At 68.4% G+C, this 26,680-nt stretch carries 29 protein-coding genes; 16 read left to right on the forward strand and 13 right to left on the reverse strand.

Features of this window, described 5'->3' with window-relative positions; translation table 11 throughout:
• The first annotated feature begins 22 nt into the window (after positions 1-22).
• The 4 genes from CLV49_RS13085 to CLV49_RS13100 all read left to right on the forward strand — a co-directional run bounded on the left by CLV49_RS13085 (position 23) and on the right by CLV49_RS13100 (position 3,031).
• Entirely contained in the window at positions 23-862 is an 840-nt protein-coding gene (locus CLV49_RS13085) for an aldo/keto reductase (RefSeq protein ID WP_106563928.1), read from the forward strand.
• Positions 863-872: 10 nt separating this feature from the next.
• Positions 873-1,382 carry an 8-oxo-dGTP diphosphatase gene (locus CLV49_RS13090; protein WP_158261980.1) on the forward strand — a complete coding sequence of 170 codons (510 nt, stop codon included), beginning with the start codon at positions 873-875 and terminating at the stop codon, positions 1,380-1,382.
• 132 nt (positions 1,383-1,514) lie between these two features.
• Positions 1,515-2,696 carry an inorganic phosphate transporter gene (locus CLV49_RS13095; protein WP_106563930.1) on the forward strand — a complete coding sequence of 394 codons (1,182 nt, stop codon included), beginning with the start codon at positions 1,515-1,517 and terminating at the stop codon, positions 2,694-2,696.
• Positions 2,693-3,031, forward strand: a complete 339-nt coding sequence (locus tag CLV49_RS13100; RefSeq protein ID WP_106563931.1) for a peptidase — start codon at positions 2,693-2,695, stop codon at positions 3,029-3,031. Before CLV49_RS13095 ends, CLV49_RS13100 begins: the two co-directional genes overlap by 4 nt.
• A gap of 72 nt (positions 3,032-3,103) precedes the next feature.
• Here the strand turns inward: CLV49_RS13100 and CLV49_RS13105 are convergent, their stop codons facing one another.
• Positions 3,104-4,432, reverse strand: a complete 1,329-nt coding sequence (locus CLV49_RS13105) for a uracil-xanthine permease family protein (protein ID WP_106563932.1) — start codon at positions 4,430-4,432, stop codon at positions 3,104-3,106.
• Between the two features lie 143 nt (positions 4,433-4,575).
• Here CLV49_RS13105 and CLV49_RS13110 point away from each other — a divergent pair, with 143 nt between their 5' ends.
• A complete protein-coding gene (locus CLV49_RS13110) occupies positions 4,576-6,039 on the forward strand; it encodes an NCS2 family permease (protein WP_106563933.1) in 1,464 nt (487 codons plus the stop codon).
• A gap of 36 nt (positions 6,040-6,075) precedes the next feature.
• Here the strand turns inward: CLV49_RS13110 and CLV49_RS13115 are convergent, their stop codons facing one another.
• Entirely contained in the window at positions 6,076-6,435 is a 360-nt protein-coding gene (locus CLV49_RS13115; RefSeq protein ID WP_208019779.1) for a gamma-glutamylcyclotransferase family protein, read from the reverse strand.
• A gap of 122 nt (positions 6,436-6,557) precedes the next feature.
• Between CLV49_RS13115 and CLV49_RS13120 the strand changes: the two genes are divergently transcribed.
• Positions 6,558-7,403, forward strand: coding sequence for a phosphodiesterase (locus tag CLV49_RS13120; RefSeq protein WP_243696574.1), 846 nt, complete (start codon positions 6,558-6,560; stop codon positions 7,401-7,403).
• Between the two features lie 32 nt (positions 7,404-7,435).
• On the opposite strand, the gene CLV49_RS13125 is transcribed toward CLV49_RS13120, so the two are convergent.
• The 4 genes from CLV49_RS13125 to CLV49_RS13140 are packed head-to-tail and all read right to left on the reverse strand — an operon-like array spanning position 7,436 to position 10,789.
• On the reverse strand, positions 7,436-8,503 hold the full coding sequence (locus CLV49_RS13125) for a hypothetical protein (RefSeq protein ID WP_106563935.1): 1,068 nt from the start codon (positions 8,501-8,503) through the stop codon (positions 7,436-7,438).
• A complete protein-coding gene (locus CLV49_RS13130; protein WP_106563936.1) occupies positions 8,500-9,144 on the reverse strand; it encodes an ATP-binding cassette domain-containing protein in 645 nt (214 codons plus the stop codon). Before CLV49_RS13130 ends, CLV49_RS13125 begins: the two co-directional genes overlap by 4 nt.
• Positions 9,135-10,169: a peptidoglycan-binding domain-containing protein gene (locus CLV49_RS13135; RefSeq protein ID WP_106563937.1), complete on the reverse strand. Its 1,035-nt coding sequence runs from the start codon at positions 10,167-10,169 to the stop codon at positions 9,135-9,137. Before CLV49_RS13135 ends, CLV49_RS13130 begins: the two co-directional genes overlap by 10 nt.
• Positions 10,166-10,789, reverse strand: coding sequence for a hypothetical protein (locus CLV49_RS13140; protein WP_106563938.1), 624 nt, complete (start codon positions 10,787-10,789; stop codon positions 10,166-10,168). Before CLV49_RS13140 ends, CLV49_RS13135 begins: the two co-directional genes overlap by 4 nt.
• A 276-nt stretch (positions 10,790-11,065) precedes the next feature.
• On the opposite strand from CLV49_RS13140, the gene CLV49_RS13145 reads away from it, so the two are divergent.
• The gene (locus CLV49_RS13145) at positions 11,066-12,550 is read left to right on the forward strand and encodes an aspartate ammonia-lyase (RefSeq protein WP_106565100.1); all 1,485 of its coding nucleotides are present in this window, start codon (positions 11,066-11,068) and stop codon (positions 12,548-12,550) included.
• Positions 12,551-12,618: 68 nt separating this feature from the next.
• Here the strand turns inward: CLV49_RS13145 and CLV49_RS13150 are convergent, their stop codons facing one another.
• On the reverse strand, positions 12,619-13,500 hold the full coding sequence (locus CLV49_RS13150; protein WP_106563939.1) for a fumarylacetoacetate hydrolase family protein: 882 nt from the start codon (positions 13,498-13,500) through the stop codon (positions 12,619-12,621).
• Positions 13,501-13,750: 250 nt separating this feature from the next.
• Here CLV49_RS13150 and CLV49_RS13155 point away from each other — a divergent pair, with 250 nt between their 5' ends.
• Positions 13,751-14,122: an FKBP-type peptidyl-prolyl cis-trans isomerase gene (locus CLV49_RS13155; RefSeq protein ID WP_106563940.1), complete on the forward strand. Its 372-nt coding sequence runs from the start codon at positions 13,751-13,753 to the stop codon at positions 14,120-14,122.
• Positions 14,123-14,197: 75 nt separating this feature from the next.
• On the opposite strand, the gene CLV49_RS13160 is transcribed toward CLV49_RS13155, so the two are convergent.
• Positions 14,198-14,596 (reverse strand): DUF1304 domain-containing protein, encoded by a 399-nt coding sequence (locus CLV49_RS13160; RefSeq protein ID WP_106563941.1) that lies wholly within the window; start codon positions 14,594-14,596, stop codon positions 14,198-14,200.
• A 162-nt stretch (positions 14,597-14,758) separates the two neighbouring features.
• Here CLV49_RS13160 and CLV49_RS13165 point away from each other — a divergent pair, with 162 nt between their 5' ends.
• Complete coding sequence (locus CLV49_RS13165) at positions 14,759-15,241, forward strand: Lrp/AsnC family transcriptional regulator (RefSeq protein ID WP_106563942.1); 483 nt, start codon at positions 14,759-14,761, stop codon at positions 15,239-15,241.
• 100 nt (positions 15,242-15,341) lie between these two features.
• Complete coding sequence (locus tag CLV49_RS13170; RefSeq protein ID WP_106563943.1) at positions 15,342-16,424, forward strand: MsnO8 family LLM class oxidoreductase; 1,083 nt, start codon at positions 15,342-15,344, stop codon at positions 16,422-16,424.
• A gap of 14 nt (positions 16,425-16,438) precedes the next feature.
• On the opposite strand, the gene CLV49_RS13175 is transcribed toward CLV49_RS13170, so the two are convergent.
• A complete protein-coding gene (locus CLV49_RS13175; RefSeq protein WP_106563944.1) occupies positions 16,439-17,047 on the reverse strand; it encodes a hypothetical protein in 609 nt (202 codons plus the stop codon).
• A 116-nt stretch (positions 17,048-17,163) separates the two neighbouring features.
• On the opposite strand from CLV49_RS13175, the gene CLV49_RS13180 reads away from it, so the two are divergent.
• Positions 17,164-18,540: an MFS transporter gene (locus tag CLV49_RS13180; RefSeq protein WP_106563945.1), complete on the forward strand. Its 1,377-nt coding sequence runs from the start codon at positions 17,164-17,166 to the stop codon at positions 18,538-18,540.
• Positions 18,541-18,592: 52 nt separating this feature from the next.
• Here CLV49_RS13180 and CLV49_RS13185 read toward each other — a convergent pair whose 3' ends face one another.
• A complete protein-coding gene (locus tag CLV49_RS13185) occupies positions 18,593-18,898 on the reverse strand; it encodes a protealysin inhibitor emfourin (RefSeq protein WP_106563946.1) in 306 nt (101 codons plus the stop codon).
• Between the two features lie 68 nt (positions 18,899-18,966).
• On the reverse strand, positions 18,967-19,815 hold the full coding sequence (locus CLV49_RS13190; protein WP_424978299.1) for a M4 family metallopeptidase: 849 nt from the start codon (positions 19,813-19,815) through the stop codon (positions 18,967-18,969).
• A 519-nt stretch (positions 19,816-20,334) separates the two neighbouring features.
• Between CLV49_RS13190 and rpsO the strand changes: the two genes are divergently transcribed.
• The 3 genes from rpsO (at position 20,335) to CLV49_RS13205 (ending at position 21,719) form a co-directional block, all read left to right on the forward strand.
• Positions 20,335-20,604: a 30S ribosomal protein S15 gene (gene rpsO, locus CLV49_RS13195; RefSeq protein WP_106563948.1), complete on the forward strand. Its 270-nt coding sequence runs from the start codon at positions 20,335-20,337 to the stop codon at positions 20,602-20,604.
• A gap of 133 nt (positions 20,605-20,737) precedes the next feature.
• Positions 20,738-20,932, forward strand: coding sequence for a hypothetical protein (locus CLV49_RS13200; protein ID WP_106563949.1), 195 nt, complete (start codon positions 20,738-20,740; stop codon positions 20,930-20,932).
• Positions 20,933-20,939: 7 nt separating this feature from the next.
• Entirely contained in the window at positions 20,940-21,719 is a 780-nt protein-coding gene (locus tag CLV49_RS13205) for a fructosamine kinase family protein (RefSeq protein ID WP_106563950.1), read from the forward strand.
• A 4-nt stretch (positions 21,720-21,723) separates the two neighbouring features.
• Here CLV49_RS13205 and CLV49_RS13210 read toward each other — a convergent pair whose 3' ends face one another.
• Positions 21,724-22,902 carry an acyltransferase family protein gene (locus tag CLV49_RS13210; RefSeq protein WP_106563951.1) on the reverse strand — a complete coding sequence of 393 codons (1,179 nt, stop codon included), beginning with the start codon at positions 22,900-22,902 and terminating at the stop codon, positions 21,724-21,726.
• 115 nt (positions 22,903-23,017) lie between these two features.
• Here CLV49_RS13210 and CLV49_RS13215 point away from each other — a divergent pair, with 115 nt between their 5' ends.
• Together CLV49_RS13215 and CLV49_RS13220 are read left to right on the forward strand one after the other, a co-directional pair.
• Entirely contained in the window at positions 23,018-24,130 is a 1,113-nt protein-coding gene (locus CLV49_RS13215) for an LLM class flavin-dependent oxidoreductase (RefSeq protein WP_106565101.1), read from the forward strand.
• Positions 24,123-24,770, forward strand: a complete 648-nt coding sequence (locus CLV49_RS13220; protein ID WP_106565102.1) for an FMN reductase — start codon at positions 24,123-24,125, stop codon at positions 24,768-24,770. Before CLV49_RS13215 ends, CLV49_RS13220 begins: the two co-directional genes overlap by 8 nt.
• A gap of 72 nt (positions 24,771-24,842) precedes the next feature.
• Here the strand turns inward: CLV49_RS13220 and CLV49_RS13225 are convergent, their stop codons facing one another.
• Positions 24,843-26,339, reverse strand: a complete 1,497-nt coding sequence (locus CLV49_RS13225; RefSeq protein WP_106563952.1) for a DUF5979 domain-containing protein — start codon at positions 26,337-26,339, stop codon at positions 24,843-24,845.
• Between the last annotated feature and the right edge of the window lie 341 nt (positions 26,340-26,680).

The raw sequence follows: 26,680 nt of genomic DNA on the forward strand, positions 1-26,680 counted from the left end.
CTCGGCGGCGTAGGGTCGGGACATGACTTCGATTCCCGCCATCCGCCTCGACGACGGCCACGAGTTTCCCCAGATCGGTTTCGGCACCTACCCCCTCAAGGGCGAGGACGGCGTGACGGCGATCCGGTCAGCCCTCGACGCCGGATACCGCCTCCTCGACACCGCCGTGAACTACGACAACGAGGTCGAGGTGGGCGAGGCCCTCCGCGCTTCCGGCCTGCCGCGCGACGAGGTCCAGATCGCCACGAAGGTGCCGGGTCGCGACCACGGCTACGACGAGACGATCGCCTCCCTCACCGGTTCGCTCGAGCGCCTCGGTGTCGACCACGTCGACCTGTACCTCATCCACTGGCCGAACCCCTCGCACGACCGCTACGTCGACACGTGGCGCGCCATGATCGAGCTGCGTTCCCGCGGTCTCGCGCGCTCCATCGGCGTCTCGAACTTCACCGTCGAGTATCTCGAGCGTCTCCGGGACGAGACCGGCGTGGTCCCCGCCGTCAACCAGATCGAGCTGCACCCCTACTTCCCGCAGGAAGAGCTCGTCGCCTACCACCGTGTCAACGGTATCGCCACGGAGGCGTGGAGCCCGCTCGGCAAGGCGGCGAAGCCGCACGAGAACGAGGTCGTCACGTCGATCGCGGAGAAATACGGCGTCACCCCCGGTCAGGTCGTACTGCGCTGGCACGTGGAGCGCGGCGTCATCGCGATCCCGAAGTCGGCGACACCGTCCCGTCAGAAGGAGAACCTCGACATCTTCGGCTTCGAGCTGAGTGAGGACGACGTCGACGCGATCACGGCGCTCGGGCGAACCGACGGCCGCCTCTTCGGCGGTGACCCGACGACGCACGAGGAGATGTGAGCGGGCCGTCGTGACGGGGGAACGACACCCCGACGTCGCCGTCTGCTACCTCATCCGCCGCGGACCGTCGGGTGACGAGGTCCTGGTCGGGCGCAAGCTGACCGGGCTCGGTGCCGGTCGCGCCGTCGGACCCGGCGGGAAGCTCGCGCAGGGGGAGTCCCCATCCGAGGCCGTCGTGCGGGAGGTGCGCGAGGAGACCGGTATCGAGCTCGACGTGTCGTCGCTCGAGGCCCGTGGTGTCCTCCGGTATTCGTTCCCCACGAAACCCGAGTGGTCTCAGCGATCGTTCGTCTTCGTCTGCCGGTCCTTCACCGGCGAGGGCGCCGCGTCCGACGAGCTGCTTCCGGAGTGGTGGCCGGTCGCGGCGCCGCCCTTCGACCGCATGTGGGACGATGCCCGATTCTGGCTCCCCGATGTACTGGCCGGCGGGACCGTCCACGCGTCGTTCGAGTTCGGGCCGGACCTCTCGACCGTCGTGGCGAGCGATCATGAAGCGTTCCCAGCGGGCCGGCCGACGTGAATTGACCTGCGCTCGGTCCGGTGCGAGGATTTCCAGAGCCTGAACAGGCAAGCCCTCGCCGCAGACAAATCCGTGAACTCTTCGTGAACGGCTCGACGTGCCCGGGGTCCCTCGACCAAGAGAGCACGCCCGGTGCAAGAAGTCACTCTCCTCATCGTCCTCGTCATCGCGTTGGCCCTGTTCTTCGACTTCACGAACGGCTTCCACGACACCGCGAATGCGATGGCGACACCGATCGCCACGGGTGCGATGAAGCCGAAGGTGGCCGTCGCCCTCGCCGCGATCCTCAACCTCGTCGGCGCGTTCCTCTCCACGGAGGTCGCCAAGACGATCTCGAGCGGGATCATCAGGGAAGGGGATTCGGGGGTCTTGATATCCCCGGAGCTCATCCTCGCCGGCCTCATCGGCGCGATCGTGTGGAACATGGTCACCTGGCTCTACGGTCTCCCGTCGAGCTCGTCGCACGCCCTGTTCGGCGGACTCATCGGAGCGGCGATCGTCGGCTTCGGACTGAGCGCGATCGACTACGGGGTGCTCCTGTCCAAGGTGATCTTCCCGGCGCTGCTCGCCCCGGTCACGGCCGGTCTCGTGGCCTTCGCAGCGACGAAGCTGGCCTACTCGGTCACACGCCGGTACGACGGCAAGCCCGACGGACGCTCAGGGTTCCGATACGCCCAGATCTTCTCGTCCTCCCTCGTCGCGCTCGCGCACGGAACGAACGACGCGCAGAAGACGATGGGCGTCATCACCCTCGCGCTCGTGACCGTGGGCTTCCAGGACGCCTCGCAGGAGGGGCCGCAGCTGTGGGTCATCGTGGTCTGTGCCCTCGCGATCGCGCTCGGCACCTACATGGGCGGCTGGCGCATCATCAAGACGCTCGGCACGGGGCTCACCGCCGTGAAGCCGGCGCAGGGTTTCGCCGCCGAGACGAGTACCGCCGCCACGATCCTCGCGTCGAGCCACCTCGGCTTCGCGCTCTCGACGACGCAGGTCGCCTCCGGCTCCGTCATCGGGTCGGGACTCGGTCGCCGCGGCTCGAAGGTCCGCTGGGGTACGGCTGGCCGCATCGGCATCGGCTGGCTCCTGACCCTGCCGGCCGCCGCCGTCGTGGGTGCGGTCGCGGCCCTCATCGCGAGCATCGGTTTCGCCGGCGTCATCATCGACGCGGCGCTCGGCCTCGGCTTCATCATCTTCATCTTCCTCCGTTCGCTCCGTGACCAGGTCGGACACGAGACCGTCGTGAACGAGGTGGCCGCTTCGGCCGACGCCGTGAAGATCAAGCGCAACCCCAAGCCGAAGAGGAGTGTCCGATGATCGACTGGGCCGCTTTCGCCGTCGTCTTCGCCGCCGCGCTCATCGGCACGGGAGTCGTCGTCGGCCTCTACTCCCTCGGGCTCCGGCTGCTCGTCGTCGGAGGCCGCGTCCCCGTCGTGGTCCCCGCGGAGTTCACGGACGCCATCACGGTGCTCACCCCTGCCGAGATCGCCTCGGCCGAGAAGAAGGCTGCGAAGGCGCTTCGGAAGAACCCGCTCTCGCCTCTCCAGCGGAAGCTCGCGGGCTACGGCGCCTACGCCTGCTTCGCCCTCTGCGGTCTCGCCGTCCTCTACGGCATCTACCTCATCGTCCCCGCCCTCCACGGCGGCGCCTGACCCCAAAAAGATCGCGATACACCACGTGGTTTCGTGATGTATCGCGATCTTTTTGGTGTGAGAGGGGTGGTGTCAGGGGGCGGGGTGCGCCGGCTCCGGGGTGGGGGAGTCGGTGCCGCGCCAGCGGGAGATCCAAGTCATCACGTGGTAGATCACGATGGCCGCGATCGTTCCGAGAGCGATGCCGTTGAAGCTGACGCCGTTGCCCGCGTCCCAGACGAAGTTGGCGACGCCGATCACAAGAGCCGTCGCAGCCGTGAACTGGTTGGCGGGCTTGTTGAAGTCCACGTGGTTCTCGAGCCAGATCTTCACGCCGATGATGCCGATCAGGCCGTAGAGCGCTGTCGTGACACCACCGAGCACGCCAGCGGGGATCGTGTTGATGACGGCTCCCACCTTCGGTGAGAGGGCGAGCAGCACAGCCACGATGCCCGCGACCCAGTAGGCCGCCGTCGAGTAGATGCGCGTCGCCGCCATGACGCCGATGTTCTCGCCGTAGGTCGTCGTTCCGGAGCCGCCGCCCGAGCCCGCGAGCATCGTCGCGAGGCCGTCGGCGAGCAGGGCGTTGCCCGTCTGCTTGTTGAGCGCCGGGTCCGTCATCTGGGCGACGCCGCGGATGTGCCCGACGTTCTCGGCGATGAGCACGAGCACGACGGGGAGGAACGCGGGGAGGACCGCGAAGAATGACGGCAGGGCGCCCGGGTCGCCGAACACGCCGAACCAGGTCGAGAACTCGGGCAGGCCGATCCAGTCGGCCTGTGCGACCTTGTCGAACTTCACCTCGTCGAGGAGGATCGCGGCGACGTAGCCGACGGCGACGCCGATGAAGATCGACAGGCGTCCGAGGATGCCGCGGAACAGGACGGTCGAGAGGACGACGGCCGCCAGCGTGATCGTCGCGCTGAGCGGTCCCTTCTGGACGTTGCCCCACGCTGCGGGCGCGAGGTTGAAGCCGATGAGCGCGACGATCGTGCCCGCGACCACGGGCGGCATGAGCGCGTCGATCCACCCGGTGCCCGTGACGCGCACGAGGAGGCCGACGAGCGCGAGGAGGAGCCCCACGACGAAGATGCCGAAGAGGGCGCCGGCCATCCCCGGCCCGCCCGGCGCCATCGCCGCCGCGATCGGTGCGAGGAACGCGAACGACGAGCCGAGGTAGCTGGGCAGCTTGTTCCGGGTGACGATGAGGAACAGGATCGTCCCCACGCCCGAGAAGAACAGCGTGGCCGTGGGCGGGAACCCGGTGATGACGGGCACGAGGAACGTGGCTCCGAACATCGCGACGACGTGCTGCGCGCCGAGCCCGATCGTGCGCGGCCAGGAGAGCCGCTCGCCCGGCATCACGATCTCGTGGGCGCCGACGTCCTTTCCATCTCCGTGTACGGTCCAGGGCAGGGGCATCGGGGCGTCCTCTCTCGGTGCGGTCGTCGAATGCTATCGGAATGACGGACGCGGTCCGGGTCCGTTCGGGTGCCGTCCGGGCCCCGATGGCCGCCGACATGGTCGTAGGCTTGTGCGGTCCCGAATGCCGATCGAGGAGGACCATGTCGACCACCACTCGCCCCCGTGGCGGAGCCGCCGCACGACTCGACCGATTCTTCGAGATCGGCGCGCGCGGATCGACCATCGCCACGGAGGTGCGCGGTGGTCTCGTCTCGTTCGTCGCGATGGCGTACATCGTGGTGCTGAACCCGCTCATCATCGGCGGCTTCTCGGCGGATCAGGCGGCCCTCGACGTCGAGGGCGGCTGGCTGCCTGCGACACAGGTCGCGGCCGTCACCTCGCTCACCGCTGGCGTGATGACGATCCTCTTCGGCGTCGTCGCCCGCCTTCCCTTCGCGCTCGCCGCGGGCCTCGGCATCAACTCGTTCCTCGCGGTCAACGTCGTCGGCCAGGTGACGTGGCCCGAGGCGATGGGCCTCGTCGTCATCAACGGCGTCATCATCGTGATCCTCGCGTCCACGGGGCTGCGATCGATGATCTTCGCCGCGGTGCCCGCACAGCTGAAGGCAGCGATCACGGTGGGAATCGGCCTCTTCATCGCGTTCATCGGCCTCGTCGACTCCGGATTCGTGCGGACCTCCGGTGCCTCGTCGCCGCCGTTGCAGCTCGGCGAGTCGGGCTCGATCGCCACTCTGCCGACGGCGGTCTTCGTGCTCGGTCTCGTCATCATGGGCGTCCTGGTGGCGCGGCGGGTGAAGGGTGCGCTCCTGATCGGCATCATCGCCACGACGCTCGTCGCGATCGTGCTCGAGGCGATCTTCAAGGTCGGCGCCTCCATCGACAACCCGGGCGGATGGAACCTCAACACGCCGACGCTCCCGGCGTCGATCGTCTCCCTGCCGGATCTCTCCCTCGTCGGTGCGTTCGACCCCTTCGGGGCGTTCTCGCGCATCGGTGGCCTCGCGGCGATCATGATCGTCTTCACGCTCGTGTTCACGAACTTCTTCGACGCGATGGGCACCATGACGGGCCTCGCCCGCGGCGCGAAGCTCTCGGACGGCGACGGCAACTTCCCCCGCCTGAAGTCGGCGCTCGTCGTGGAGGGTGTCGGCGCGATCGCCGGCGGCGCCACGTCCGGCTCGTCGAACACCGTCTTCGTGGACTCGGCCGCCGGCATCGGTGAGGGTGCCCGTACGGGTCTCGCCTCCGTCGTCACGGGTGCGCTCTTCCTGCTCTCGATGTTCCTCACCCCACTCACGCAAGTGGTGCCGCTCGAGGTGGCGGCTGCCGCCCTCGTCGTGGTGGGCACGCTCATGATGTCGCAGGTGACGGAGATCGACTGGACGGACTTCGGGGCCGCGCTCCCGGCGTTCCTCACGATCACGGTCATGCCGTTCACGTACTCGATCGCCAACGGCATCGGCGTCGGCTTCCTCAGCTGGGTCCTCATCCGATCGCTGTCGGGGAAGGCGCGGACCGTCAGTCCGCTGCTGTGGGTGGTCGCCGTCGGCTTCCTGATCTACTTCGTGCGTGGACCGATCGAGGCGCTCCTCGGTATCGGCTGATTCCTCGTCGCCGTCCGAGGCTCCGACCAGGTCGGATCAGGCCGGCGGCGTCCCGTCTCGGTGCACGTACGCCCAGCCGTCCTGCCCCGACGACAGGCGCACGGCGACACGCACGTAGTCATCCACTTCGTAGGTGTCGGCGGCTGCCAACTCGTCGGAGGTCACCTGGAGTACGGCACCGGCGACCACATCATCGGGAGACCCCGTCCAGACGAGAGCGGGATGAATCGCTGTCCCGCTGACCTCGAGCACATGCGGGTCCGTGATCGTGACACTCGAGACGAGATAGCCGGGGAGTGAGTCGTCGCTCGTGGGCAGCTCCCGTCCGAAGGTCGCGAGCTGCACGGCGGGGAATCGCAGTGTGCCGTACGAGAAGAGGGCGTGGATGTTTGTCACGTGCCGATGCTAGCGGCGGGGCCGGAACGCGAGTGCCCGTCGTCGGGGGCGGCCGTTAGTCTCGTTGCATGCCGAGGATCCAGATGGGACAGTACCCGCCAGCGCGACAGACGATCGTGCACATGAGCGATCCGCACCTCATCGCGGGAGGCGAACCGCTCTACGGAGTCATCCCCGTGGTCGAGAACCTGCGACAGGCGCTCGCTCAGATCGAGCGCATGGGGCTGCGACCGTCCGCCGTCGTCTTCACGGGCGACCTGACCGATCTCGGGGAGCCCGACGCCTATCGTCGATTGCGCGAGATCGTGGAGCCCGCCGTCGAGGCCCTCGGGGCGCGGCTGTGCTGGGTTCCGGGGAACCACGACGAGCGCGACGCGATGCGTGTCGGCCTCCTCGACGAGGCCCCGAGCCTCGAGCCCATCGACCGGGTCTGGGATCTCGACGGGCTCCGGCTCATCGGTCTCGACACGAGCGTGCCCGGTTTCCACCACGGCGAGCTCTCTCATGCTCAGCTCGAGTGGCTCGACGCCCGCCTCAACGAGCCGGCGGAGCACGGCACCGTCCTCGCCCTGCATCACCCGCCGATGCCGACGTCCCAGCCCATGTTCGACATCCTCGAACTCCGCGAGCAGAGCCTGCTCGCCGATGTCGTGAGGGGGCGGAACGTCCGGGCGATCCTGGGCGGCCACCTGCACTACTCCGCACACGCCACGTTCGCGGGCATCCCCGTCTCCGTCGCCGCGGCCACGTGTTACACGATGAACCTCTCGATGCCGCAGCGCGCGGTCAATGGAATGACGGGGGGGCAGTCGTTCCAGGTCCTCGACGTCTACGACGACACGATCGTGCACAGCGTCGTTCCGCTGGGCGATCACACCACCTTCGACACGTTCGACGAGGCGTTCATCACGCGCCTCGAGGAATTGACCCCCGAGCAGCGCGTCGAGGCCTTCTCCCGCAAGCGCTGAGGAACCGACTCCGGGCCGATGTGCGGCCCCGCTCAGCGGTCTTTCACGTAGCGGAAGAGGTGCCGCTCGCGCGTGGCGACGAAGGCCGCAGCCGCTCCGACGACCGCCGCAGCCACCGACGGTGCGAGGACGCGCAGGGTGAGGAGTACCGTCGTCCCGCGATCCGCTGTCGGCCCGATGGCGGCGAAGACCACGGTGGCGCTCACGACGACGATCGCGATCGGGGCGACCCACGAGCAGGTCTCGAGCGCGAGAATCGCGGCGAGCGACCGACGCGGTACTCGGGTGTGCAGAGCCGACGCCAGGGCGACGCGACGGACACGCACCGAGACGTACCCGATGACGAGCGATCCGCAGAGGGCGACGAGCCACGCGTCGGCGGTGAGGCGACCCGAGAACGCAGTGGCCCCGTCGAACGTCGTCCCGAGCGTCGTGTTGACCCGGGAGAGCTGGACGTCGGCGTCCGCGTCGGCGCTCGGCTGCACCGCTGTGAGCAGGAGGGCGTCGATGCGTTCGTGGAGTGGCCACGCGTCCACCCAGCACTCGTCGTAGAGCTCGGAGGCGGCCGACACGTCGAGTGCCGCGTAGCCGAAGCCGACGCGTCGGCCATCTTCCGGGTAGTCGTACACCCCGGCGATGCGGGAGGCGCCCTCCACCGTATCGACGGGGTCGCGCGCCCCGCGCCCGGCGGCAGAGGCGGCGTCGGCGGAGAGCACGAGACCGTTGCCGTCGGACGCGGCCGACAGCACATCGGGGAGGTGCGGCGTGACCGTGTAGAGCGTGAGGGGCGACTGGGGGAGTGCGGACAGTCGCAGTCCGTCGTCCTCCTGCCTGAGCGCACCGGCGGCGCGGACCCCGGGAAGGCGGCCGAGCGCTTCGCACGCATCGCCGCGCACGCGACCTTCCGCCGTGATCGTCACGATGGAGGCTCCCGAGGCGCGGTACTGGTCGGCCTCGTCGACGAGCCGGCGCACCGTCAGCTGGTCGGCCGCGGCGACACCGGTCACGAGGACACCGAACGCGAGTGCGAAGGTCGCGATCCGGGTGGTGCCGGTGACGATGTCCCGCCATGCTTCGCGAAGGATCGCGGCGGCTCTCATGCGGACTCCGGGCGTTCGGCGAGCGGCGCCCGGCGAACAGATGCCGCGAGACCGAGATCGATGTGGCGAGTGCACGCATCGCGGGTTCGGGTGTCGTGGGTGGCGACGACGACGATCGTCGTGGGGCTCGACGCGGCGAGAAGCGCGTCGTTCACGTCCGTCGCCGTCCGGGCGTCCAATTGTGCCGTCGGTTCGTCCACGAGGAGGAGGTCCGGTTCGGCGGCGAGTCCCCGAGCCAGCATGAGGCGCTGCGCCTCGCCGCCCGAGAGCGACCGGAACGGCTTGTCAGCGGACGATCCGAGGCCGAACCGTTCGAGTGCGGCGCGGGCCGCCTCATCCGCCGCCGTCACCGACTCGCCGCGTGCGAGGAAGGCGAGGGCGACGTGGTCGACGGCTGTGCGCCCGGGCACGCCGAACGGATTCTGGAACACCCACCCGACGTCGGTGACGTCGATGCGCCGCACCGTGCCAGACGCCGGACGGATCCACCCGGCGAGGATGGCAAGAAGGGTGCTCTTGCCCGACCCGGAGGGCCCGGTGAGCGAGTAGACCTCGCCGGGCTCGAGAACGTGGGAGACGTGTTCGAAGAGCGGGGGAGCGCCGGGGAACCGGTGGCCGAGGTCGTCGAGCTCTACCCGCACGTCGTCGACTCCGACGGGTGGAGGGTGACGCTCTCCGGCAGGTTCTCGCCGTCGCCGAAACGCACGAGCGTCTGGCCGAGCTGGCTGCCGACGATGTCGACGGGCCGTGCCGATCCGTCGACGACGACGCACCCTGTGGCCCCTGAGATCGCGACGACTGCCGATGGCGGTACGACGGCGATCTCGATGGGGTCGGTGAGCTCCGCGGTCGTCGTGAAGCTCGTGGCCTCGCCCGCGATGGCTTCTCGAACCAGCGATGAGGACGTGAGAGCAGAGAGCGCTGCAGTGTCCGTGACCGCCCCGTCCGTACCGAGCGGGAGGCGCTCGCCGTCGACGACGAGCACGCGCTGGCCGGGCACGAGATCCTCGGGCAGCTCGGCCGACGCCGACGTGAGTCCCGCGGCGAGGACGGCGAGCGGGTCGCCGGCCGTCACCGTCGCCCCGGTCCCAGCATCGCACTCGTCGACCGCGACCGATGCAGCCGGGATCCAGAGGATCCGTGAGGCGGCGACGCCGTCCAGCTCCGCCCGATCCCCGAGATCGCGGAAGCGCCGTTCGAGGGCGTCGAGCGTCTCGCGTCCGAGTACGCCGTCGACCGTGATGGGCTCGCCGAGGCGCGACAGCTCCTGCTGCACCGCGCGGACGTCGTCTCCCGTGTCCTCCTCGACGAGGTCCCGCCAGAGGGGTATGCGCGTCGCGAGGGTGAGGATCGGGGCACCGTCGATCGAGAGCGCGCTGTCGCCCGAGGTGATCGTGCCGCCGGCCGCGCACGTGAAGGAGGTGACTCGTCCGTCGCCGGGAGAGGCGAGCGTGGTCGCGCCACCGAGTGCGAACTCCACGGTGACCGAACGGGCGTCGTCGAACGGCTGCGAACCGACCGGCGCCGAGCTGATCGCGCTCGGCGTCTCGAGAGCCTGCGGCGACGCCGGGCTCAGCACCAGAGCGGCGATCGCGGCACCGGCCGCGACGGCCGCCGCGGTGGCGACGGCGGTGCCCCCGAGCACACGCCAGCTGACACGCGTCATCGATCCTGCATCCCCAAGAGACCGAGCGGGTCGCTCTCGCAGACCTCGACGGCGGCGAGCCCAGTGCGGACATCGACGATGAACGGGGAGCTCTCGAGCTCGATGTCCTGGCTGTATTCCGCGGCCGTGTAACCGCGGTCCACGCCGCCGCTGTCCTGGAGGCACTGGACCACGATGGCGTTGTCGTCGAGGTGCTCGGGGTTTCGGTCGACCCACGAGTACAGGAGTCCGACGCTGTCCTCTCCCGATGTCCGAGAGCAGTCGTTGACCGTCTCGTGAGCGGCGTCCTGGTCGGCGCCCGGCGTGCTGGTGGTCTCGTAGGAGCCGTCCGGCTCGAATCCACCGAACTCGATCCCCGCGTCCGCCAAGCACGCTCGGAATCGTTCCGTCATCTCCGAGTACTCCTGGTCAGTGACGACTCCGTCCTCGAGGATCCGCCGCTCGACGTCCGTCGTCGCGGCTTGCCACTCGGCGGTGAATTCCGCGGCCCACGGCCCCTCGATGCGAGGGGCCGTGGGCGTGGCCGATGCGGCTCGAGAGGTGAAGGCTGTGGCGGTACATCCGGTGAGCGCGAGAGGGGCGGACGCGAGGAACGCGAGGCCCGCGTACGTCTGCTTCATGATCCCCCCCGAATACGAACGTGATGTCGCGAGCGGCCGCCCGCGGCATCGACCGTAACAGAAACAGTATTCGTATAGGTACGCAGGTCGACAACCTGTGGTGAGTACTCGGGGCCGCGACGTCGTCGGCGTTAGACTCGATCCGTCCCGCCACAAGCACCGACATCGGCAATGGAGCCAACCACCGTGACACTTTCACAGAGAGCGCCGCGCCCGCGCGTCGCGACCACCGCAACGACGACGACCGCGACGTACGACACCTTCGGCAGTGAGAACATGACAGACACCGAGACCCACCGTTCCGCCGGCGCTCCGGCCTCCGATGTGCGGACGGAGACGGACTCCCTCGGGTCGCTCGACATCCCGGCCGACGCCTACTGGGGCATCCATACAGCGAGGGCTCTCGAGAACTTCCCGATCACGAAGCGACCGATCTCCGTCTACCCGGATCTCGTGGTCGCGCTCGCCTCGGTGAAGCAGGCGGCGGCGCGCACGAACGCCGACCTCGGCGTGCTCAGCCGTGCGAAGGCCGACCTCATCGACCAGGCGTGTCAGCGGGTCATCGGCGGCGAGTTCCACGACCAGTTCGTCACGGGCGTCATCCAGGGAGGCGCCGGCACGTCCACGAACATGAACGCGAACGAGGTCATCACCAACGTCGCTCTCGAGATCGCGGGCCGGCCAAAGGGCGACTACGCGTTCCTCTCGCCCTACGACCACACCAACCGCAGTCAGAGCACCAACGACGTCTACCCCACGGCCGTCAAGATCTCGCTCGCCTTCGCCCTGCGCCACCTCCTCGACGAGCTCGAGCAGCTGCGCGCCTCGTTCGCCGCCAAGGCCGTCGAGTTCCGACACGTCCTCAAGGTGGGGCGCACGCAGCTGCAGGACGCCGTGCCGATGACCCTCGGCCAGGAGTTCCACGGCTTCGCCACGACTCTGGGAGAGGATCACGCACGGCTCTCCGAGACGGTGTGGCTCCTCGCGGAGATCAACCTCGGAGCGACCGCGATCGGCACGGGAATCACCGCGGACCCGCGCTACGCCGCCGCCGTCGTCGACCACCTCAACAGCATCACCGGACTGCGCCTCGAGACGGCCCCCGACCTCATCGAGTCCACGAGCGATGCCGGCGGATTCATGTCGTTCAGCGGAACCCTCAAGCGTTCGGCGATCAAGCTCTCGAAGATCTGCAACGACCTCCGGCTGCTCTCGAGCGGCCCTCAGGCCGGGTTCGGGGAGATCAACCTGCCGCCGCGTCAGGCGGGCTCGAGCATCATGCCCGGCAAGGTGAACCCGGTGATCCCCGAGGTCGTCAATCAGGTGGCCTTCTCCGTCGTCGGCGCGGACATGACCGTCACGATGGCTGCCGAGGCCGGGCAGCTCCAGTTGAACGCCTTCGAGCCGGTGATCGCGCACTCCCTGCTGCAGTCGATCACGTGGCTCACGCAGGCCTGCTGGACGCTCCGCGTGAACTGCATCGACGGCATCACGGCGAACGAGGAACGACTCGGAACCATGGTGGGCAGCTCCGTCGGCGTCATCACGGCACTCACCCCGTTCATCGGCTACACGGCGGCGGCGGCGCTCGCGAAGACGGCGCTCCTCACGGGCCGGAACGTCGCCGACCTCGTGGTCGAGGCCGATCTCATGTCGCGCGACGAGGTCGACAAGCAGCTGTCACCCGCACGGCTGTCGGGTCTCGAGGCCACGACGATGGCCATCCCGATCATCGACATCGACGAGCAGACCGGCGCCTAGGAGACGAGAAGAGGGATCGTGCACGTCTCGGCGTGCACGATCCCTCTTCTCGTGTCGAGGGACGAGACTCAGACCATGCGGCAGTGGGTCGTGAGCTCGCCGATCCCGTCGATCGAGACGGTGACGGTCGACCCGTCCTGCAGGAAGACCTGCGGGTCGCGCGAGTAGCCGGCCCCTCCGGGGCTTCCGGTGGAGATGAGCGTGCCCGGCAGGAGGGTCGTGCTGCCGGAGATGTGGGAGATGAGTCGGGCGACGCTCCTCACCATGAGAGCCGTCGAGGAGTCCTGGAGCAGGCGGCCGTCGAGCACGGTCTTCACGTGGAGGTCCTGCGGGTCGGCGACCTCGTCCTTCGTGACGGCGACGGGCCCCGTGGGGGTGAAGCCGTCGAACGACTTGCAGCGCGTCCACTGCGTCTCCGAGTACTGGATGTTGCGCGCCGTGATGTCGTTGACGACCGTGTAGCCCCACACGTAGTCGAGCGCGTCCTCCTCGGACACGTTGCGCGCCGGTCGGCCGATGATCACGCCGAGCTCGGCTTCGTAGTCGACCTGCTCGCTCAGTTCGCGCGGCCAGGTCGTGGTGTGGTCGTGGCCCGTGAGCGAGTTCGGCCACAGGGTGAAGAGGGTGGGCGCCTGATCCGTCTTGAGGTTGAGCTCGGAGGAGTGCGCGGAGTAGTTGAGGCCGACGGCGATCACGACGGGCGGCTCGAGGACGGCGGAGGCGTGCTCGAGTCCGGAGAGCGGCACCGGGTCGATGCCCGACGCGGCGGCGTTGCCGACGTAGGCCGTGACGCGCGCGAGCTCGTCGTCGCCTCGGGTGATCAGTTCCTGAAGGGTCGCCGGTGCATCGTCGAGGATCTCGTCGAGGAACACCGCCCCGTCATCGACGACGGCCGCCAGGCGGACACCGGCGTCGGGCTGGGCAGGGGAGCTGAGGTGCGCGAACTTCACACCCCTAGGCTATCCGTTCGACCGGGCCCTCACAGGGGTCGCCGCGCCTGCACGGTCATCTGCCGGACGCGTCGCTCGCCGACCTGCCCCCGACATGATTCATCGCCCGGTGCTGCGGCGATGCCTGCGAGTCGACCGGGCGATGAATGCGTAGCAGCATCATGCTCCTCGGGGCGCGTGGACGCAAGACCCCCGTCGATCGAATCGCGCTCTCTTTGACGTGCGGAGTCGCCCACGGTTGGATGGACACATGACTGAAGCACGCAACAAGCCAGAGATCGACGCCCCCACCGGTCCCGCACCGGAGTCCCTCGAGATCGTCGACCTCATCGTCGGCGACGGAGACGAGGCGAAGGCATCGTCGACCGTCGAGGTGCACTACCTCGGCGTCTCCCACTCCTCGGGCGAGGAGTTCGACTCCTCGTGGAGCCGCGGACAGAGCATCACGTTCCCCCTCGCGCAGCTCATCCAGGGATGGCAGGAGGGCATCCCCGGCATGAAGGTCGGCGGACGTCGTCAGCTCACCGTTCCGCCGCACCAGGCCTACGGCCCGGCCGGATCGGGACACCGCCTCTCGGGCGAGACCCTCATCTTCGTGATCGACCTGCTCGGCGTGCGCTGAGGCCCATCTCCGTAGACGACGAACCCCCGACGGACTCGCTTCCGTCGGGGGTTCGTCGCGTTCGCCGGCGCGGCCTCAGGGAGTCGATGTGATCAGTTCGATGATGACGAGGACCACGGTGACGAGGGGGAAGAGGGCCTGGACGATGGCGCTCTTCCAGCGGCCGGGACCGCTCGAGACGAGGGCGAGAGCCGCGAGCACCATGCTCGAGACCGAGAAGAGACCGATCGCGAGACCGGGACCCACGAGCCCCACGGCATAGAGGATCACGCCGAGGATCGTGCCGATCGCGAGGAAGAGGTTGTAGAAGCCCTGGTTGTAGGCGAGGATCCTGGTCGTCTCGGCATCCTCCTGGCTCGCGAGCCCGAATCGACGCCACACCGTCGGACGGGTCCACGCCACGGACTCCCAGTAGAAGATGAGCACGTGCACGGCCGCAGCGGCGACGGCGGCCGCGGTGATGAGGATGATCATGGCTTGAGACTAGAGCAGTGGGCGCTGTGCGGTAACGCGTTGTTCACCCGCGGGGTACCGCGTTGTGGGGGAGGGCGCATCGTCCAGGCTTCCGTAGACTTCCGGAGGCGGAGGTATCGATCAGCTCCGCCGAGAACCGAAACCCGAAGCAAGGACAGAGTCGTGACGACCTCCAGGAGCGAACAGCTCGACGACATCGATAGGGCGCTTCTGCGTCTGTTGTCGAAGAACGCGCGGTCGTCAGGTTCAGCGCTCGCGGGGGAGCTCGGCATCGCCGAGTCGACCGTGTCGCTGCGGGTGCGGCGGCTTCAGCGTTCGGGCCACATCACGGGTTACCACGCCGATATCGACCTCAACGCCCTCGGTGCTCCCATCCAGGCGATCATCGCCGTCCGGCTCACGAAGCATGCGCGCGCGGAGATCGAACGCTTCCGCGCCGAGGCTCCGACGTGGCCTGGCGTCATGGCCCTGTTCCACATGGGAGGACGCGACGACTACCTCCTCCACCTCGCCGCCCACAACTCGACGGAGCTCCGCGATTTCGTGGTCGATTACCTCACGGGCCACCCGGCCGTCGCGCACACCGAGACGAACCTCGTCTTCGAGTACGCCCGCGGTACGGGCTGGTACGACCTCCTGAGCTGAGAGCCGCGCCTGTCGGCGCGTACCCGCGGGAATTCCGTGGCGGTCGATCTCCTTGTCCTTGAGAGCGGCGAACGACGGCCGCAGGAAAGGTCGGTACCCCGTGGAGTTGTCCGTTCTCGATCTCGTGTCCGTCCGTCGAGGCCAGTCGACGTCGGCGGCTCTGTCCGCCTCCCTCGACCTCGTCGCTGCAGCCGACGGACTCGGATACACCCGCTACTGGTTCGCCGAGCACCACAACATGGCGTCGGTCGCATCGACGAACCCGGCGACGCTCATCGCGCTCGCCGCCTCGCGCACAGAGAGGATCCGGCTCGGATCCGGCGGGGTGATGCTTCCCAACCACGCCGCCCTCGTGATCGCGGAGCAGTTCGCCCTGCTCGAGGCCGCAGCGCCGGGGCGCATCGACCTGGGTCTCGGTCGTGCTCCCGGAAGCGATCCCGTCGTGAGCGCGGTGCTCACCCGCTCCGGTCCGACCACCCGGGTCGACACGTTCCCCGACGCGGTCTCCGATCTGCTCGCGATGCTCTCCGGCGACGGCGCCCACGTGCGTCTCACCTCTGGCGAGGAGTACAGCCTCCGGTCCACACCGTCGGCCGCTTCGACGCCACTCGCGTGGCTGCTCGGATCGAGCGACTACTCGGCCCTGCTCGCGGCACAGCTCGGACTTCCGTACGTGTTCGCCCACCACTTCGCGGGCGCCGGCGGGGGAGCGGAGCGAGCGGTCGAGCTCTACCGATCCCGATTCGAGCCGTCCGAGCTCCTGGCGGCTCCGCGCACCTTCGTGACCGCATCGGTGGTCGCCGCCGACACGGCAGAAGAGGCCGATGCTCTCGCGCTTCCTCAGTTGCAGCTCATGGCACGTCTCCGCACGGGGGCGAAGCTCGGTCCCCTTCCGACCGTCGAGGACGCGGCCGCCGCAGAATTGACCCCGGTGCAGCAGGAGTTCGTCGAGCAGGGGCGTCGTTCGTCGATCATCGGCGATGCCGCCACAGCCGCCGGAGCGCTCCGTGATCTGGCGGCCCGCTTCGAGGTCGACGAGATCATGGTCTCGCCGGTCGCCTCGGAGCACGACGGCGCCGAGACGGGAACGGCCGGCTCTCGCGCCCGAACGCTCGAACTCCTGGCTGGAGAGTTCCTCGGCGCGGAGGCTCGAGCCGCCGTCTCGCCGGCCCTGGCCGGCTGAGCGGCCGGGTCTGCTCAGAAGCCGAAGTCTCCGCCCCCGAAGTCACCGCCACCGAAGTCCCCACCGCCGAAGTCGCCGCCTGAGGCATCCCAGCCTCCAGAATCGGCTCCTGTGCCGCTGGTGTCCGTGGCCGTCTCCCCGCCGGCGTCTGCTGCCGAGTCGGAGGAGAAGTCGCCCATCGGCGGGAGGAACGCGCTGACGATCGCCGATCCGATCACGTAGCCCGCGACGGTTCCGAGGAGCGAGCCTCCGACGATCGAACCGAATCCGGGTCCACGCTGCCCCCCTCCGAAGGAGCGCTCGAGGGTGCCGGGGCTTCGCAGCTCGGAACGGGTGGCGGCCGATGCGAGCGACGACGCCGACGCGTCGCGCGGTGCCTCGCCCTGCGGGGCGTTCGCGCTCAGGTCGTCGAAGACCATCTGTCGCTGCTCGGGCGTGAGCTTCTCGAACGCCTCGGCGTGCACCTGCTCGATCGTCTCCGGCGGGGCGGTTCGGAGGAGGTAGCGGTAACGCTCCACCGCGATCTCGTCCTCCGAACGGGGCGACGCGGCTCCGGGGCCGGTCGTTGCGGTCGGCCGATTCGGTTCCTCGTCGCGCCCGAGGAGTCTGTCGAGGAAGCCCATGATCGTCCTTTCGCCCTGAGAACGGTCCACGAGCGTCTGAACGCGGACATCGCCCTGCTTAGAGCGTAGGAGCGCCGCGTGTACCTGTGCTGTGTCGTGGCTGTGAGAATAAGCGCATGGAAACGGACACCGTCAGCGATCAGGCGCGCGCTGGAGCCTCTCGTCTCGAGCGCCTCGACCGGTTGCCATTCTCCCGCGAACATCGCCGACTCCTCGTCGGCTCCGGTGTCGGATGGGCGCTCGACGCCATGGACGTCGGCCTCGTCTCATTCGTGATCGCGGCCCTCGCCGTCACCTGGCCAAACGACGTCGGGATGCTCGGTTGGGTCGCGTCAGCGGGGTTCATGGGCATGGCGATCGGCGCGAGCGTCGGTGGTCTCCTCGCCGACAGGATCGGCCGGCGGCAGGTCTTCGCGTTCACCCTGCTGCTGTTCGGGCTCGCGACGGGGCTCTCCGCGCTCGCCTGGTCCGTCGGCGTCCTCATCGCTCTGCGCTTCGTGGTCGGCCTCGGCCTCGGCGCCGAGCTCCCCGTGGCGTCGACGCTCGTGAGCGAGTTCGCTCCGCCACGGATCCGCGGCCGCATCATCGTCATCCTCGAGTCGTTCTGGGCCGTCGGCTGGACGGTCGCCGCCCTCATCGGATTCTTCGTCATCCCCGCGAGCGACATCGGATGGCGATGGGCGCTCGCCCTCGGAGCCGTGCCTGCGGTCTACGCCGTCGTGATCCGTCTGGGGATGCCCGAATCGGTCCGCTTCCTCGAGTCGAAGGGGCGCATCGGCGAGGCCGAGGCCACGGTCCGACGTTTCGAGCGTGCGGCCGGAGTCGTGTCGCCGGACGCCATCGTGGCGACACCCGACACCGTGGTGCCCGCGAGGACGGCTCCGGCACGGGTATCGGGTCTGTTCGCCGCACCCGTCCGCCGCCAGACGATCTCTCTATGGATCGTGTGGTTCTGCGTGAACTTCTCGTACTACGGAGCATTCATCTGGCTGCCGACGATCCTCGTCGCATCCGGCTTCGACCTCGTACGTTCGTTCGGCTACACGCTCATCATCACCCTCGCCCAACTCCCCGGCTACGCGGTCTCGGCGATCCTCGTGGAGAAGTGGGGACGCAACAGGACCCTCGCCGCGTTCCTCGTGGGATCCGCTGCATCGGCCGCACTCTTCGGACTCGCCTCCGCTGAGTGGCAGGTCATCGGGGCCGGCATGCTCCTCTCGTTCTTCAACCTCGGTGCGTGGGGTGCGCTCTACGCGGTGACCCCCGAGCTCTACCCGACGCCGCTCCGCGGAACGGGAGCCGGGTGGGCCGCCGGCGTCGGGAGGATCGCGTCGATCATCGCCCCGCTCATCGTGCCGGTGCTGCTGGCGACGACCTCGACGTTGCTCGTGTTCGTCGTCTTCGCTGCCGTCTTCATCGTTGCGGCGACGGCGGCCCTGGGTCTTGCGGACAAGAGGGGCAGATCGCTCGACGAAGCGCTGGCGACCCGCTGATCGCGGGGAGGCCCGGCGGACCTGTCCGCTCAACGGCGAGCCGTCGCTGAGGTCAGCGGCCGCGGTGCACCGGAGTGCCGCACTCCTGGACGCGATCGACGAGTTCCCGCCAGCCACCGGTCAGTGCGCGCTCCGGCAGCTCGGCCTCGTGCTGCGTACCCGCCTCAGGGCTCTGCGGGGCGATGCGGATGATCCACGTGTACCGGTCGGGCTCGCTCGGCTGCGCGGGGACGTCGTCCCACGGCAGATCGTCGATGAGGATGAGCCAGTCGTCCTTGTCCGGCTGCTCGTCCACATCGGCTTGCCAGCCCCGAGAGATACCGGCGAATCCGCCGCTCCGCGTGACCTCGACTCTCATGCGCCGAGTCTACGCTCGGCACCCTCGTGGATGTCCGGAAGACGGTGCGTTGGGGATGACCCTGCGGCTCAGGACGCCGTGTCGATCGGGGCGACGCCCTCCTCTGCGGCCTCCACCGCCACGCCGACCCCGTCCCATGCCGCGACCACCGCGGAGCGCTCCGGCGACTCGACCCCGAACACGGTCTGCGCCGACGTGATCGTCTGCGCGGCGAACTCCGAGAAGGTGGCCGTGGCCGTGAGCGAGCCCTCGGTGAGAGCGTGATACCAGATCCGCCCGGCCCGCTCCCATGCGAAGCCGCCGATGCCTGTGGCTGCGAGGTGGAAGGCCTTATTGGGGATACCCGAGTTCAGGTGGACCCCTCCGTTGTCCTCCACGGTATCGATGTAGTCGCGCATGTGCCCGGGCTGCGGATCCTTCCCGAGGACGTCGTCGTCGTAGGCGGATCCCGGGTCGGACATCGAGCGGATGGCGTCGCCCTCGACCTCGTCGGTGAACAGCCCGACGCCGATCAGCCAGCTCGCCTCGTCGGATGACTGTCGCGATGCATACTGCTCGACGAGGACGCCGAACACATCGGCGACCGACTCGTTCAATGCGCCCGACTGCCCCTCATAGACGAAGTTCGTCGAGTACTGCACGACTCCGTGGCTGAGCTCGTGGCCGATCACACTGAGCGAACGCGTGAAGCGCTCGAACACCTGTCCGTCCCCGTCGCCGAAGACCATGCGTGATCCGTCCCAGAACGCGTTGTCGTACGCGTTGCCGAAGTGCACCGTGGCTTCGAGCGGGAGCCCGGAATCGTCGATGGAATCCCGGTCGAAAGCGTCGAGGAAGAGTGCGTGCGTGGCCCCCAGGCCGTCGTACGCCTCGTCGGCGGCGGGGTCTCCCGTCGAAGGCTCGCCCTCCGCGCGCACCGGTGTGCCGGGGAGGTCCTCCGTGCTGTGGGCATCGAAGACGGCACGGACGAGCTCGCCGCGCGGTCGCCCGTGCCGTGCTGAGCGCGGCAGCCGGGTCGTCCCTGACCCCTTCGGGACGAGAGTGCACCGTGCGACGCACCAGGGAGTGGCGAGCGGCCGCCGCCGCGCGGGTGAACACCGGGTCGTCGAGCGAGGCGAGCCGCTCGAGCAGATAGGGCGGCACGATGGCGCAGCCCCCATGAGGGTCGAGTGTGCTGTGGTGCCGGTCCGCTTCGTGCTGGCGCTGGTCGTTCGTCATGTGTCTTCCCCCGTCGTCCGGTCGATGCGAGCATCCTCACACATGCCACCGACGTCGAGCCGACCGCCGCTCGATCCGGGGGAGAGGCTGGGAAGTGGTCGGTCGTCGGGCTCCCGTACCTGCTAAAGTAGGGAAGTTGCCGTCGAACGGCCGCGGATCAAGAGCGCCCCGACATCAGGTCGCGGGCACCGCGCAACGAACAGGAAGGGGATCCCTCTATGGCACTCGATTCAGACTCCAAGAAGGCGATCATCGAAGAGTACGCGACCCACCCCGGAGACACCGGATCCCCCGAGGTGCAGGTGGCAATCCTCACCACTCGGATCAAGGACCTCACCGAGCACCTGAAGGAGCACAAGCACGACCACCACTCGCGTCGTGGCCTGCTCCTCCTCGTCGGCCAGCGCCGTCGCCTCCTGGGTTACCTCCAGGACGTCGACATCAACCGCTACCGTGCGCTCATCGAGCGTCTCGGGCTGCGTCGCTAGTCAGCGGCACCGCTCGCTGATCGGCTCTCGCTGATACCGCGAACTTCTTGCGCAACGGGCCGTCACCCTCACGGGTGGCGGCCCGTTCTGCATGACATACGCTGGAACGAGCACACCGACGACGGAGGAACACATGCGCAGGAGCCCCTGGTCGTCGCTCGTCGGCATCATCGTCTTCATCATCGCCCTCGTGGTGGCGTGGTGGTTCGTCGGCTTCCTCTTCAACGTCGCGTGGTTCATCGTGAAGGCCGTCTTCGCCGTCGTCGTCGCGCTCATCCTCGCCGGAATCGCTGCCTACCTCGTGAGCCGCGCCCGCTCAGGCGACTGAGGTCATCGTGGCGCAAGACACGGTCGTCAAGTCGAGCCCGGTCTCGGCCGACTCCTACCCAGCGGAAGCCGCCGGTCTCGAGTGGCTGCGGGACGCCGGCGGCGCACGCATCGTCCGCGTGATCGCCGTCTCCACCGAGAGCATCGAACTCGAACGCGTCGAGTCCGGTGTTCCGAGCGCCGAGGCGGCGGCGACTTTCGGGGCCGGACTCGCGGCGACACACGCGGCCGGCGCTGCAGCCTTCGGAGCAGCTCCTCCCGGGTGGTCCGGTCGTCTCTACATCGGACGCCGCGAGATGCCGGCTGCCCAGGAAGACGCCTGGGGCGTCTTCTATGCGCGCGATCGCGTCCTGCCCTTTCTCGAGATCGCCGAGAGTGTCGGAACGGTGACGGCCGATGAGGCGCACACGGTGCGACGGGCATGCAGCGCCGTCTCGGGCGGGGTCTTCGACGACGACGAACCCCCGGCGCGCCTGCATGGCGACCTGTGGTCGGGCAACGTGCTCTGGAGTCCGTCAGGCGTCGTGCTCATCGATCCGGCCGCCCACGGTGGACACCGCGAGACGGACCTCGCGATGCTGGACCTCTTCGGCTGCGCCTTCCTCGGCGACGTCCTGCGCGGCTACGAATCGGTGACGCCGCTGCGCGCGGGCTGGCGCGAACGTATTCCGCTCCACCAGCTCCACCCTCTCGCGGTCCACGCCGCGGGGCACGGCCGTTCCTACGGCACGGCGCTCGTGCGCGCCGCGGAAGACGTCATCACGCTCGCCGAGCACAGCGGTCGCTGAGTCGTCAGCCCCGCTCGCGGGAGCGGTCGTCGGCCGAGCCGCGAGCTCCGTCGGCGCGCGGCCGCGACGGTTCGCGCCTCGACCCCGTCGGGTCGGTGCGGGACTCGCCGCGGCGCCGGTCGGGATCGTCGGTGAAGAGCCAACGCGGCTTCGGCTCGATGAGCGGTCGGAACACCCGTCTGACGGGGCGTGACGACAGGGCCATCGCGAGGAGGAACGACCCGATCAGCATGGCGACGAGCCAGATTCGCGTCGTCGCCTCGTCGCGCAGGATGCCCGTCTCCCTCAGGGGGTAGAGGACGAAGCTGTGCAGGAGGTACGCGTACATCGTGTACTGACCGAATGTGGTGAAGAACGTCTGGCGTCGCGGGACGAGCGAGAAGAACGCGGCGACGAGGAGGAGGGCGATCACGATCAGGCCGAGTCGGACACCACCGGCCCACCACTGGTCCTCACCCAGTCCTTTGTAGGAGTCGTCGTAGAAGAACCAGTACCGCAGATCGATCATGCGCCAGAGGTCGATACCCGACCAGAACACCCAGACCGCGAGGGCGAGGAATCCGACGGCGGCCGCCCGGACGCCGACGATCATGCGGCGATCCGCGCTGAGCCAGGCATCGGCGAGGGGAGTCGTACGCAGTCGCCAGCCGATGACGAAGAACGGCAGGATGCCGAGCGTCCGAGACAGCGAGAACGTGCTGTCGACGTTGTCGAGGTACCCGACTCCGACGGAGATGAGGACGGCCCAGAGGACGGGGAAGCGGAAGAGGGCGAGGTAGGGGAGGATCAGCCGGAAGATCCCGAGGGCGAGGAGGAACCAGAGCGTCCAGGACGGCTGGGTCGGGTTGAGGTTGCCCGATCCCTCGACGGCGAACTGCACGAGGGTCCAGACCGACTCGAAGATGATGTACGGGAGGATGATGTCCGTGATCACGCGCGACATCTGCCGGCGCCCGGGCGGCTCCGACTTGGAGAAGTAACCGCTCACCACGGCGAACGCCGGCATGTGGAAGGCGTAGATGGCCAGGTAGACGGTGAGCGCCCAGTCGGAGTCGTAGGTGAGGCGCTGGATGCCGTGGCCGGCGACGACGAGGACGATGCAGGCGAAGCGGATGTTGTCCCAGTACGGCACCCGGCGACGCGCGGGCTTCTGCGGCGTCTCGGTGTTCGCGGTGTCGACCATGTGCGGCCTTTCTCGTGGTCGTCCCACACTATTGGGGTCGGGAATATCCACCGACCCGTTGCCGTTCTGATATTTATATTCAAATGAATGGAAATGAAGGAGTGGTGCTCTCATGATGCAGTTCGGCATCTTCACCGTCGGTGACGTCACGACCGATCCGACGACGGGTCGTACGCCGACCGAGCACGAGCGGATCAAGGCCATGGTCGCGATCGCGCTCAAAGCGGAAGAGGTCGGTCTCGACGTCTTCGCGAGCGGCGAGCACCACAATCCGCCGTTCGTTCCATCGAGTCCGACGACGATGCTCGGGTACATCGCGGCGCGCACCGAGCGGATCATCCTCTCGACGAGTACGACGCTCATCACGACGAACGACCCCGTGAAGATCGCTGAGGACTTCGCAATGCTCCAGCACCTCGCCGACGGTCGTGTCGACGTCATGATGGGACGAGGGAACACCGGGCCGGTGTACCCCTGGTTCGGCAAGGACATCCGCCAAGGCGTCGAGCTCGCTCTCGAGAACTACAACCTTCTCCACCGCCTGTGGCGCGAGGACTACGTGGACTGGCAGGGACGTTTCCGCACACCGCTGCAGGGCTTCCAGTCCACCCCCCGGCCGCTCGACGATGTCCCGCCGTTCGTCTGGCACGGCAGCATCCGCACGCCCGAGATCGCCGAGCAGGCGGCGTTCTACGGCGACGGCTTCTTCGCGAACAACATCTTCTGGCCGAAGGAGCACTTCATGCGGCTCATCGGCCTCTACCGCCAGCGTTTCGAGCACTACGGCCACGGTCGCGCCGACCAGGCGATCGTCGGTCTCGGGGGCCAGGCGTTCATTCGGAAGAACTCCCAGGATGCGGTGACCGAGTTCCGCCCGTACTTCGACAACGCGCCCGTCTACGGTCACGGTCCGAGCCTCGAGGACTTCACCAGGCAGACGCCACTGACGGTCGGGAGCCCGCAGGAGGTCATCGATCGCTACGCGTCGATGCGCGACTCCTTCGGCGACTACCAGCGCCAGCTCTTCCTCATGGATCACGCCGGACTCCCGCTCAAGACGGTGCTCGAACAGCTCGACATCCTCGGTGAGGAGGTCGTGCCCGTGCTCCGCCGAGAGCTCGCGGTGAACCGTCCGGAGACGGTCCCGGATGCACCGACCCACGCGGCACGCGTGGCCGAGGCTCTGTCCTCCTCCGCCGAGGAGTCCGAGGAGGGTGCGCGTGTCTGAGCGCAGGATCGTCGTGGTGACGGCCGGGCTCAGCACGCCGTCGTCGTCCCGTCTTCTGGCGGACCGATTGTCGTCCGCCGTCGTGGCCGATCTCGCGGCGAGGGATGTGACGGCTGTCGTGACGACCATCGAGCTCCGGGAGTACGCCCGTGACCTCATGGACAACCTGATCACGGGGTTCCCCTCGCTGCGACTCGAGTCGATGCTCGCCGACGTGGCGGCGGCCGACGGACTCGTGGTGGTGTCGCCGATCTTCAGCACGAGCTACAGCGGGTTGTTCAAGACGTTCATCGACGTCCTCGACCCGCAGGCGCTCGCCGGAGTCCCGGTGCTCATCGGCGCCAATGCCGGCACGGCACGTCACTCGCTCGCGATCGACTACGCCATCCGACCGCTCTTCGCCTATCTGCACGCCGATGCCGTGCCGACGGGGGTGTTCGCGGCCTCGTCCGACTGGGGCGACGCCGGTGGTGACGCCGTGCGCCCGTTGCAGGAGCGCATCGACCGCGCAGCGGAGGAACTGGGTGATGCGGTCGCACGCCGCACTCCCCGCCCGACGCCCGTCGATCCCTTCGACCCTGCGTCCTTCGGAGGCGGCTCCTCGATGGGGAACATGATCGGCGGCCTCAGCGGCGTCTGATCTCGTCGGACGGAGACGACAGGAGGGGACGGCGGCCGAAGCCGACGTCCCCTCCCGTCATGCCTGTCGACGTCAGCGCGTCGCGCGCCGGCGTGCGACCAGCGCCGTAGCCAGGCCGATGGCCAGCAGAGCGGCCGCGCCTCCGATGACGATGCTCGGGTCCGCGCTACCCGTGACCGCCAGGTCGTCGCTCGGCGGAGTGGTCGGTGCGGCGGGGCCCGGCGTCGGCTCCGTCGTCGGCTCGACGGTCGGCGCGGGCGGCGTCGGCGACGGCGTCGGTTCGACATCGAAGGTATTGGTCACCGTCAGTTCGATCACCGTGGGTGAGGCTGCGGTGATCTCGACGACGGGCGACGGGGAGAATCGAACGGAATCCGCTCCTCCGCTGCTCGGCTCCGACACCGTGCAGGTGGCACCGACCGGCAGCTTCTCGAACGTGACCTTCTCGCCTGCTCGGATGCTCTTGTCGACGGGGTAGTCCGAGACGGCGGACCCATCGGCCTTGACGCACGAGGCCCGGACGACGAATGAGGTGTCCGGAATCGTGCCGGAACCGGCGACGGCTTTCGTCACCGCGAGGCTGCGCTCGCGGGAGCCGGAGCCGTTTCCGCCGGCGTCCGAGTAGGTGACCGTCGATTCCGCGAGCTTCGTCCCCGACGCTGACACGGAGTTGCCGAAGACATCGCCGGTCTCCGCGTCTGCGGGAAGCGGGGTGGAGTAGGAGACGAGGTACCAGCCGCCGTCGGCGCGCGGGGTGGGGAAGGTGAGGTCGAAGCTGTGCGTCGTCGGGTGGTCCGTGAACGTCCACTCGCCGGAGGCGAGCGGCAACGATTCTGCCGTCCCGTCGGCGATCCACGCATCCCAGCCGTCGGGTGCGACATAGGCGACCGACACGGTCGAGGGGTCGAGCGTGAGACGTTCGTCGTAGGTGTCCGTCAACACGACCCCCTCGCCCAGTGCCTCGAGGTGCTCGATCGGCACCTCGATAGCCCAACGCGCTGACGAGCCGTCGGACGTCATGCCTCCGTACTTCCGGATCTGCTCGGGGCCCGTGCTCGGGCCGGAGTCCACGATGCCTCCGCCGGGGATGGGAGCCGTCACCGTCGTGCCCCCTGAGGTCTCGAATGTGAGCTCCTCGGACTCCGTGGCCTCCACGGCCGTCGCGCGGACATTCAGCGAACCGTGCACGTCGTCGTGGTCGAGCACGTAGTCGCCGAGCGTGCAGTCGATGGACTGACCCGATGCGACGCACGAGCCGATGACGAGGCCGTCGGGGTCGAGAAGGTCGAAGTTCTGCGTCCACGCCACCGAGATGGGCGACGGGAACGTGAGTCCGAACGTGTCGCCCGGCTGAGCGTCGTCTGCGACGCTCCACTCTGCGTCGAGGGTGAACTCGTCGCCGACGGTGAGGGGCGCCGACGGATCGGTGGGATCCGGGGAGACGATCGTCACGGAGTCGATCGCGTCGAGCTCGGCGGCGGACGCCGCTGTCGGAAGGGCGATGGCGGCCAGGCCGATCACGGCGATGCCGATGCCCACCGCCGATCGTGTGAGAGAGATGTGTCGCATAGAGGCAGACTCCTCGAGGTCGGTACAGGGGATACGAGGAGGAGCCGACGGAGCGACGCGGACGTCGCCCCGCCGGACTTTCCCCCCACCTCAGGAGACGCATGAGTCACAGAGTCATGACGCGACTTCCGAAAAAAGATGAGCAATGCTCGTGCGGGAGACTGACGGCGCCTCCGGCGTCCGCGGAGCACCGTCTGCTAGCCTTAACCCGGCCCGACCGTCCGGTCGGACCGATGCAACGCGGAGCAGGCCCGGCAGAAGCTGGTCCTCGGTGGTGGATTTCCGTGCAGGATGCACGGCGATTTTCTACTGGAGATCAGCCACTTCTACGGAAGGTCGAT

It is taken from the genome of Labedella gwakjiensis (assembly GCF_003014675.1).
In the GTDB taxonomy this organism is placed as follows: domain Bacteria; phylum Actinomycetota; class Actinomycetes; order Actinomycetales; family Microbacteriaceae; genus Labedella; species Labedella gwakjiensis.

Coding starts and splice junctions, on each gene's coding strand:
- CLV49_RS13225 (WP_106563952.1), bottom strand. CDS start 26,339: ATGCGACACATCTCTCTCACACGATCGGCGGTGGGCATCGGCATCGCC.
- CLV49_RS13175 (WP_106563944.1), bottom strand. CDS start 17,047: ATGGGCTTCCTCGACAGACTCCTCGGGCGCGACGAGGAACCGAATCGG.
- CLV49_RS13145 (WP_106565100.1), top strand. CDS start 11,066: ATGACAGACACCGAGACCCACCGTTCCGCCGGCGCTCCGGCCTCCGAT.
- CLV49_RS13155 (WP_106563940.1), top strand. CDS start 13,751: ATGACTGAAGCACGCAACAAGCCAGAGATCGACGCCCCCACCGGTCCC.
- CLV49_RS13105 (WP_106563932.1), bottom strand. CDS start 4,432: ATGCCCCTGCCCTGGACCGTACACGGAGATGGAAAGGACGTCGGCGCC.
- CLV49_RS13140 (WP_106563938.1), bottom strand. CDS start 10,789: ATGAAGCAGACGTACGCGGGCCTCGCGTTCCTCGCGTCCGCCCCTCTC.
- CLV49_RS13215 (WP_106565101.1), top strand. CDS start 23,018: ATGCAGTTCGGCATCTTCACCGTCGGTGACGTCACGACCGATCCGACG.
- CLV49_RS13135 (WP_106563937.1), bottom strand. CDS start 10,169: ATGACGCGTGTCAGCTGGCGTGTGCTCGGGGGCACCGCCGTCGCCACC.
- CLV49_RS13085 (WP_106563928.1), top strand. CDS start 23: ATGACTTCGATTCCCGCCATCCGCCTCGACGACGGCCACGAGTTTCCC.
- CLV49_RS13185 (WP_106563946.1), bottom strand. CDS start 18,898: ATGAGAGTCGAGGTCACGCGGAGCGGCGGATTCGCCGGTATCTCTCGG.
- CLV49_RS13100 (WP_106563931.1), top strand. CDS start 2,693: ATGATCGACTGGGCCGCTTTCGCCGTCGTCTTCGCCGCCGCGCTCATC.
- CLV49_RS13160 (WP_106563941.1), bottom strand. CDS start 14,596: ATGATCATCCTCATCACCGCGGCCGCCGTCGCCGCTGCGGCCGTGCAC.
- CLV49_RS13125 (WP_106563935.1), bottom strand. CDS start 8,503: ATGAGAGCCGCCGCGATCCTTCGCGAAGCATGGCGGGACATCGTCACC.
- CLV49_RS13210 (WP_106563951.1), bottom strand. CDS start 22,902: ATGGTCGACACCGCGAACACCGAGACGCCGCAGAAGCCCGCGCGTCGC.
- rpsO (WP_106563948.1), top strand. CDS start 20,335: ATGGCACTCGATTCAGACTCCAAGAAGGCGATCATCGAAGAGTACGCG.
- CLV49_RS13200 (WP_106563949.1), top strand. CDS start 20,738: ATGCGCAGGAGCCCCTGGTCGTCGCTCGTCGGCATCATCGTCTTCATC.
- CLV49_RS13120 (WP_243696574.1), top strand. CDS start 6,558: ATGAGCGATCCGCACCTCATCGCGGGAGGCGAACCGCTCTACGGAGTC.
- CLV49_RS13110 (WP_106563933.1), top strand. CDS start 4,576: ATGTCGACCACCACTCGCCCCCGTGGCGGAGCCGCCGCACGACTCGAC.
- CLV49_RS13180 (WP_106563945.1), top strand. CDS start 17,164: ATGGAAACGGACACCGTCAGCGATCAGGCGCGCGCTGGAGCCTCTCGT.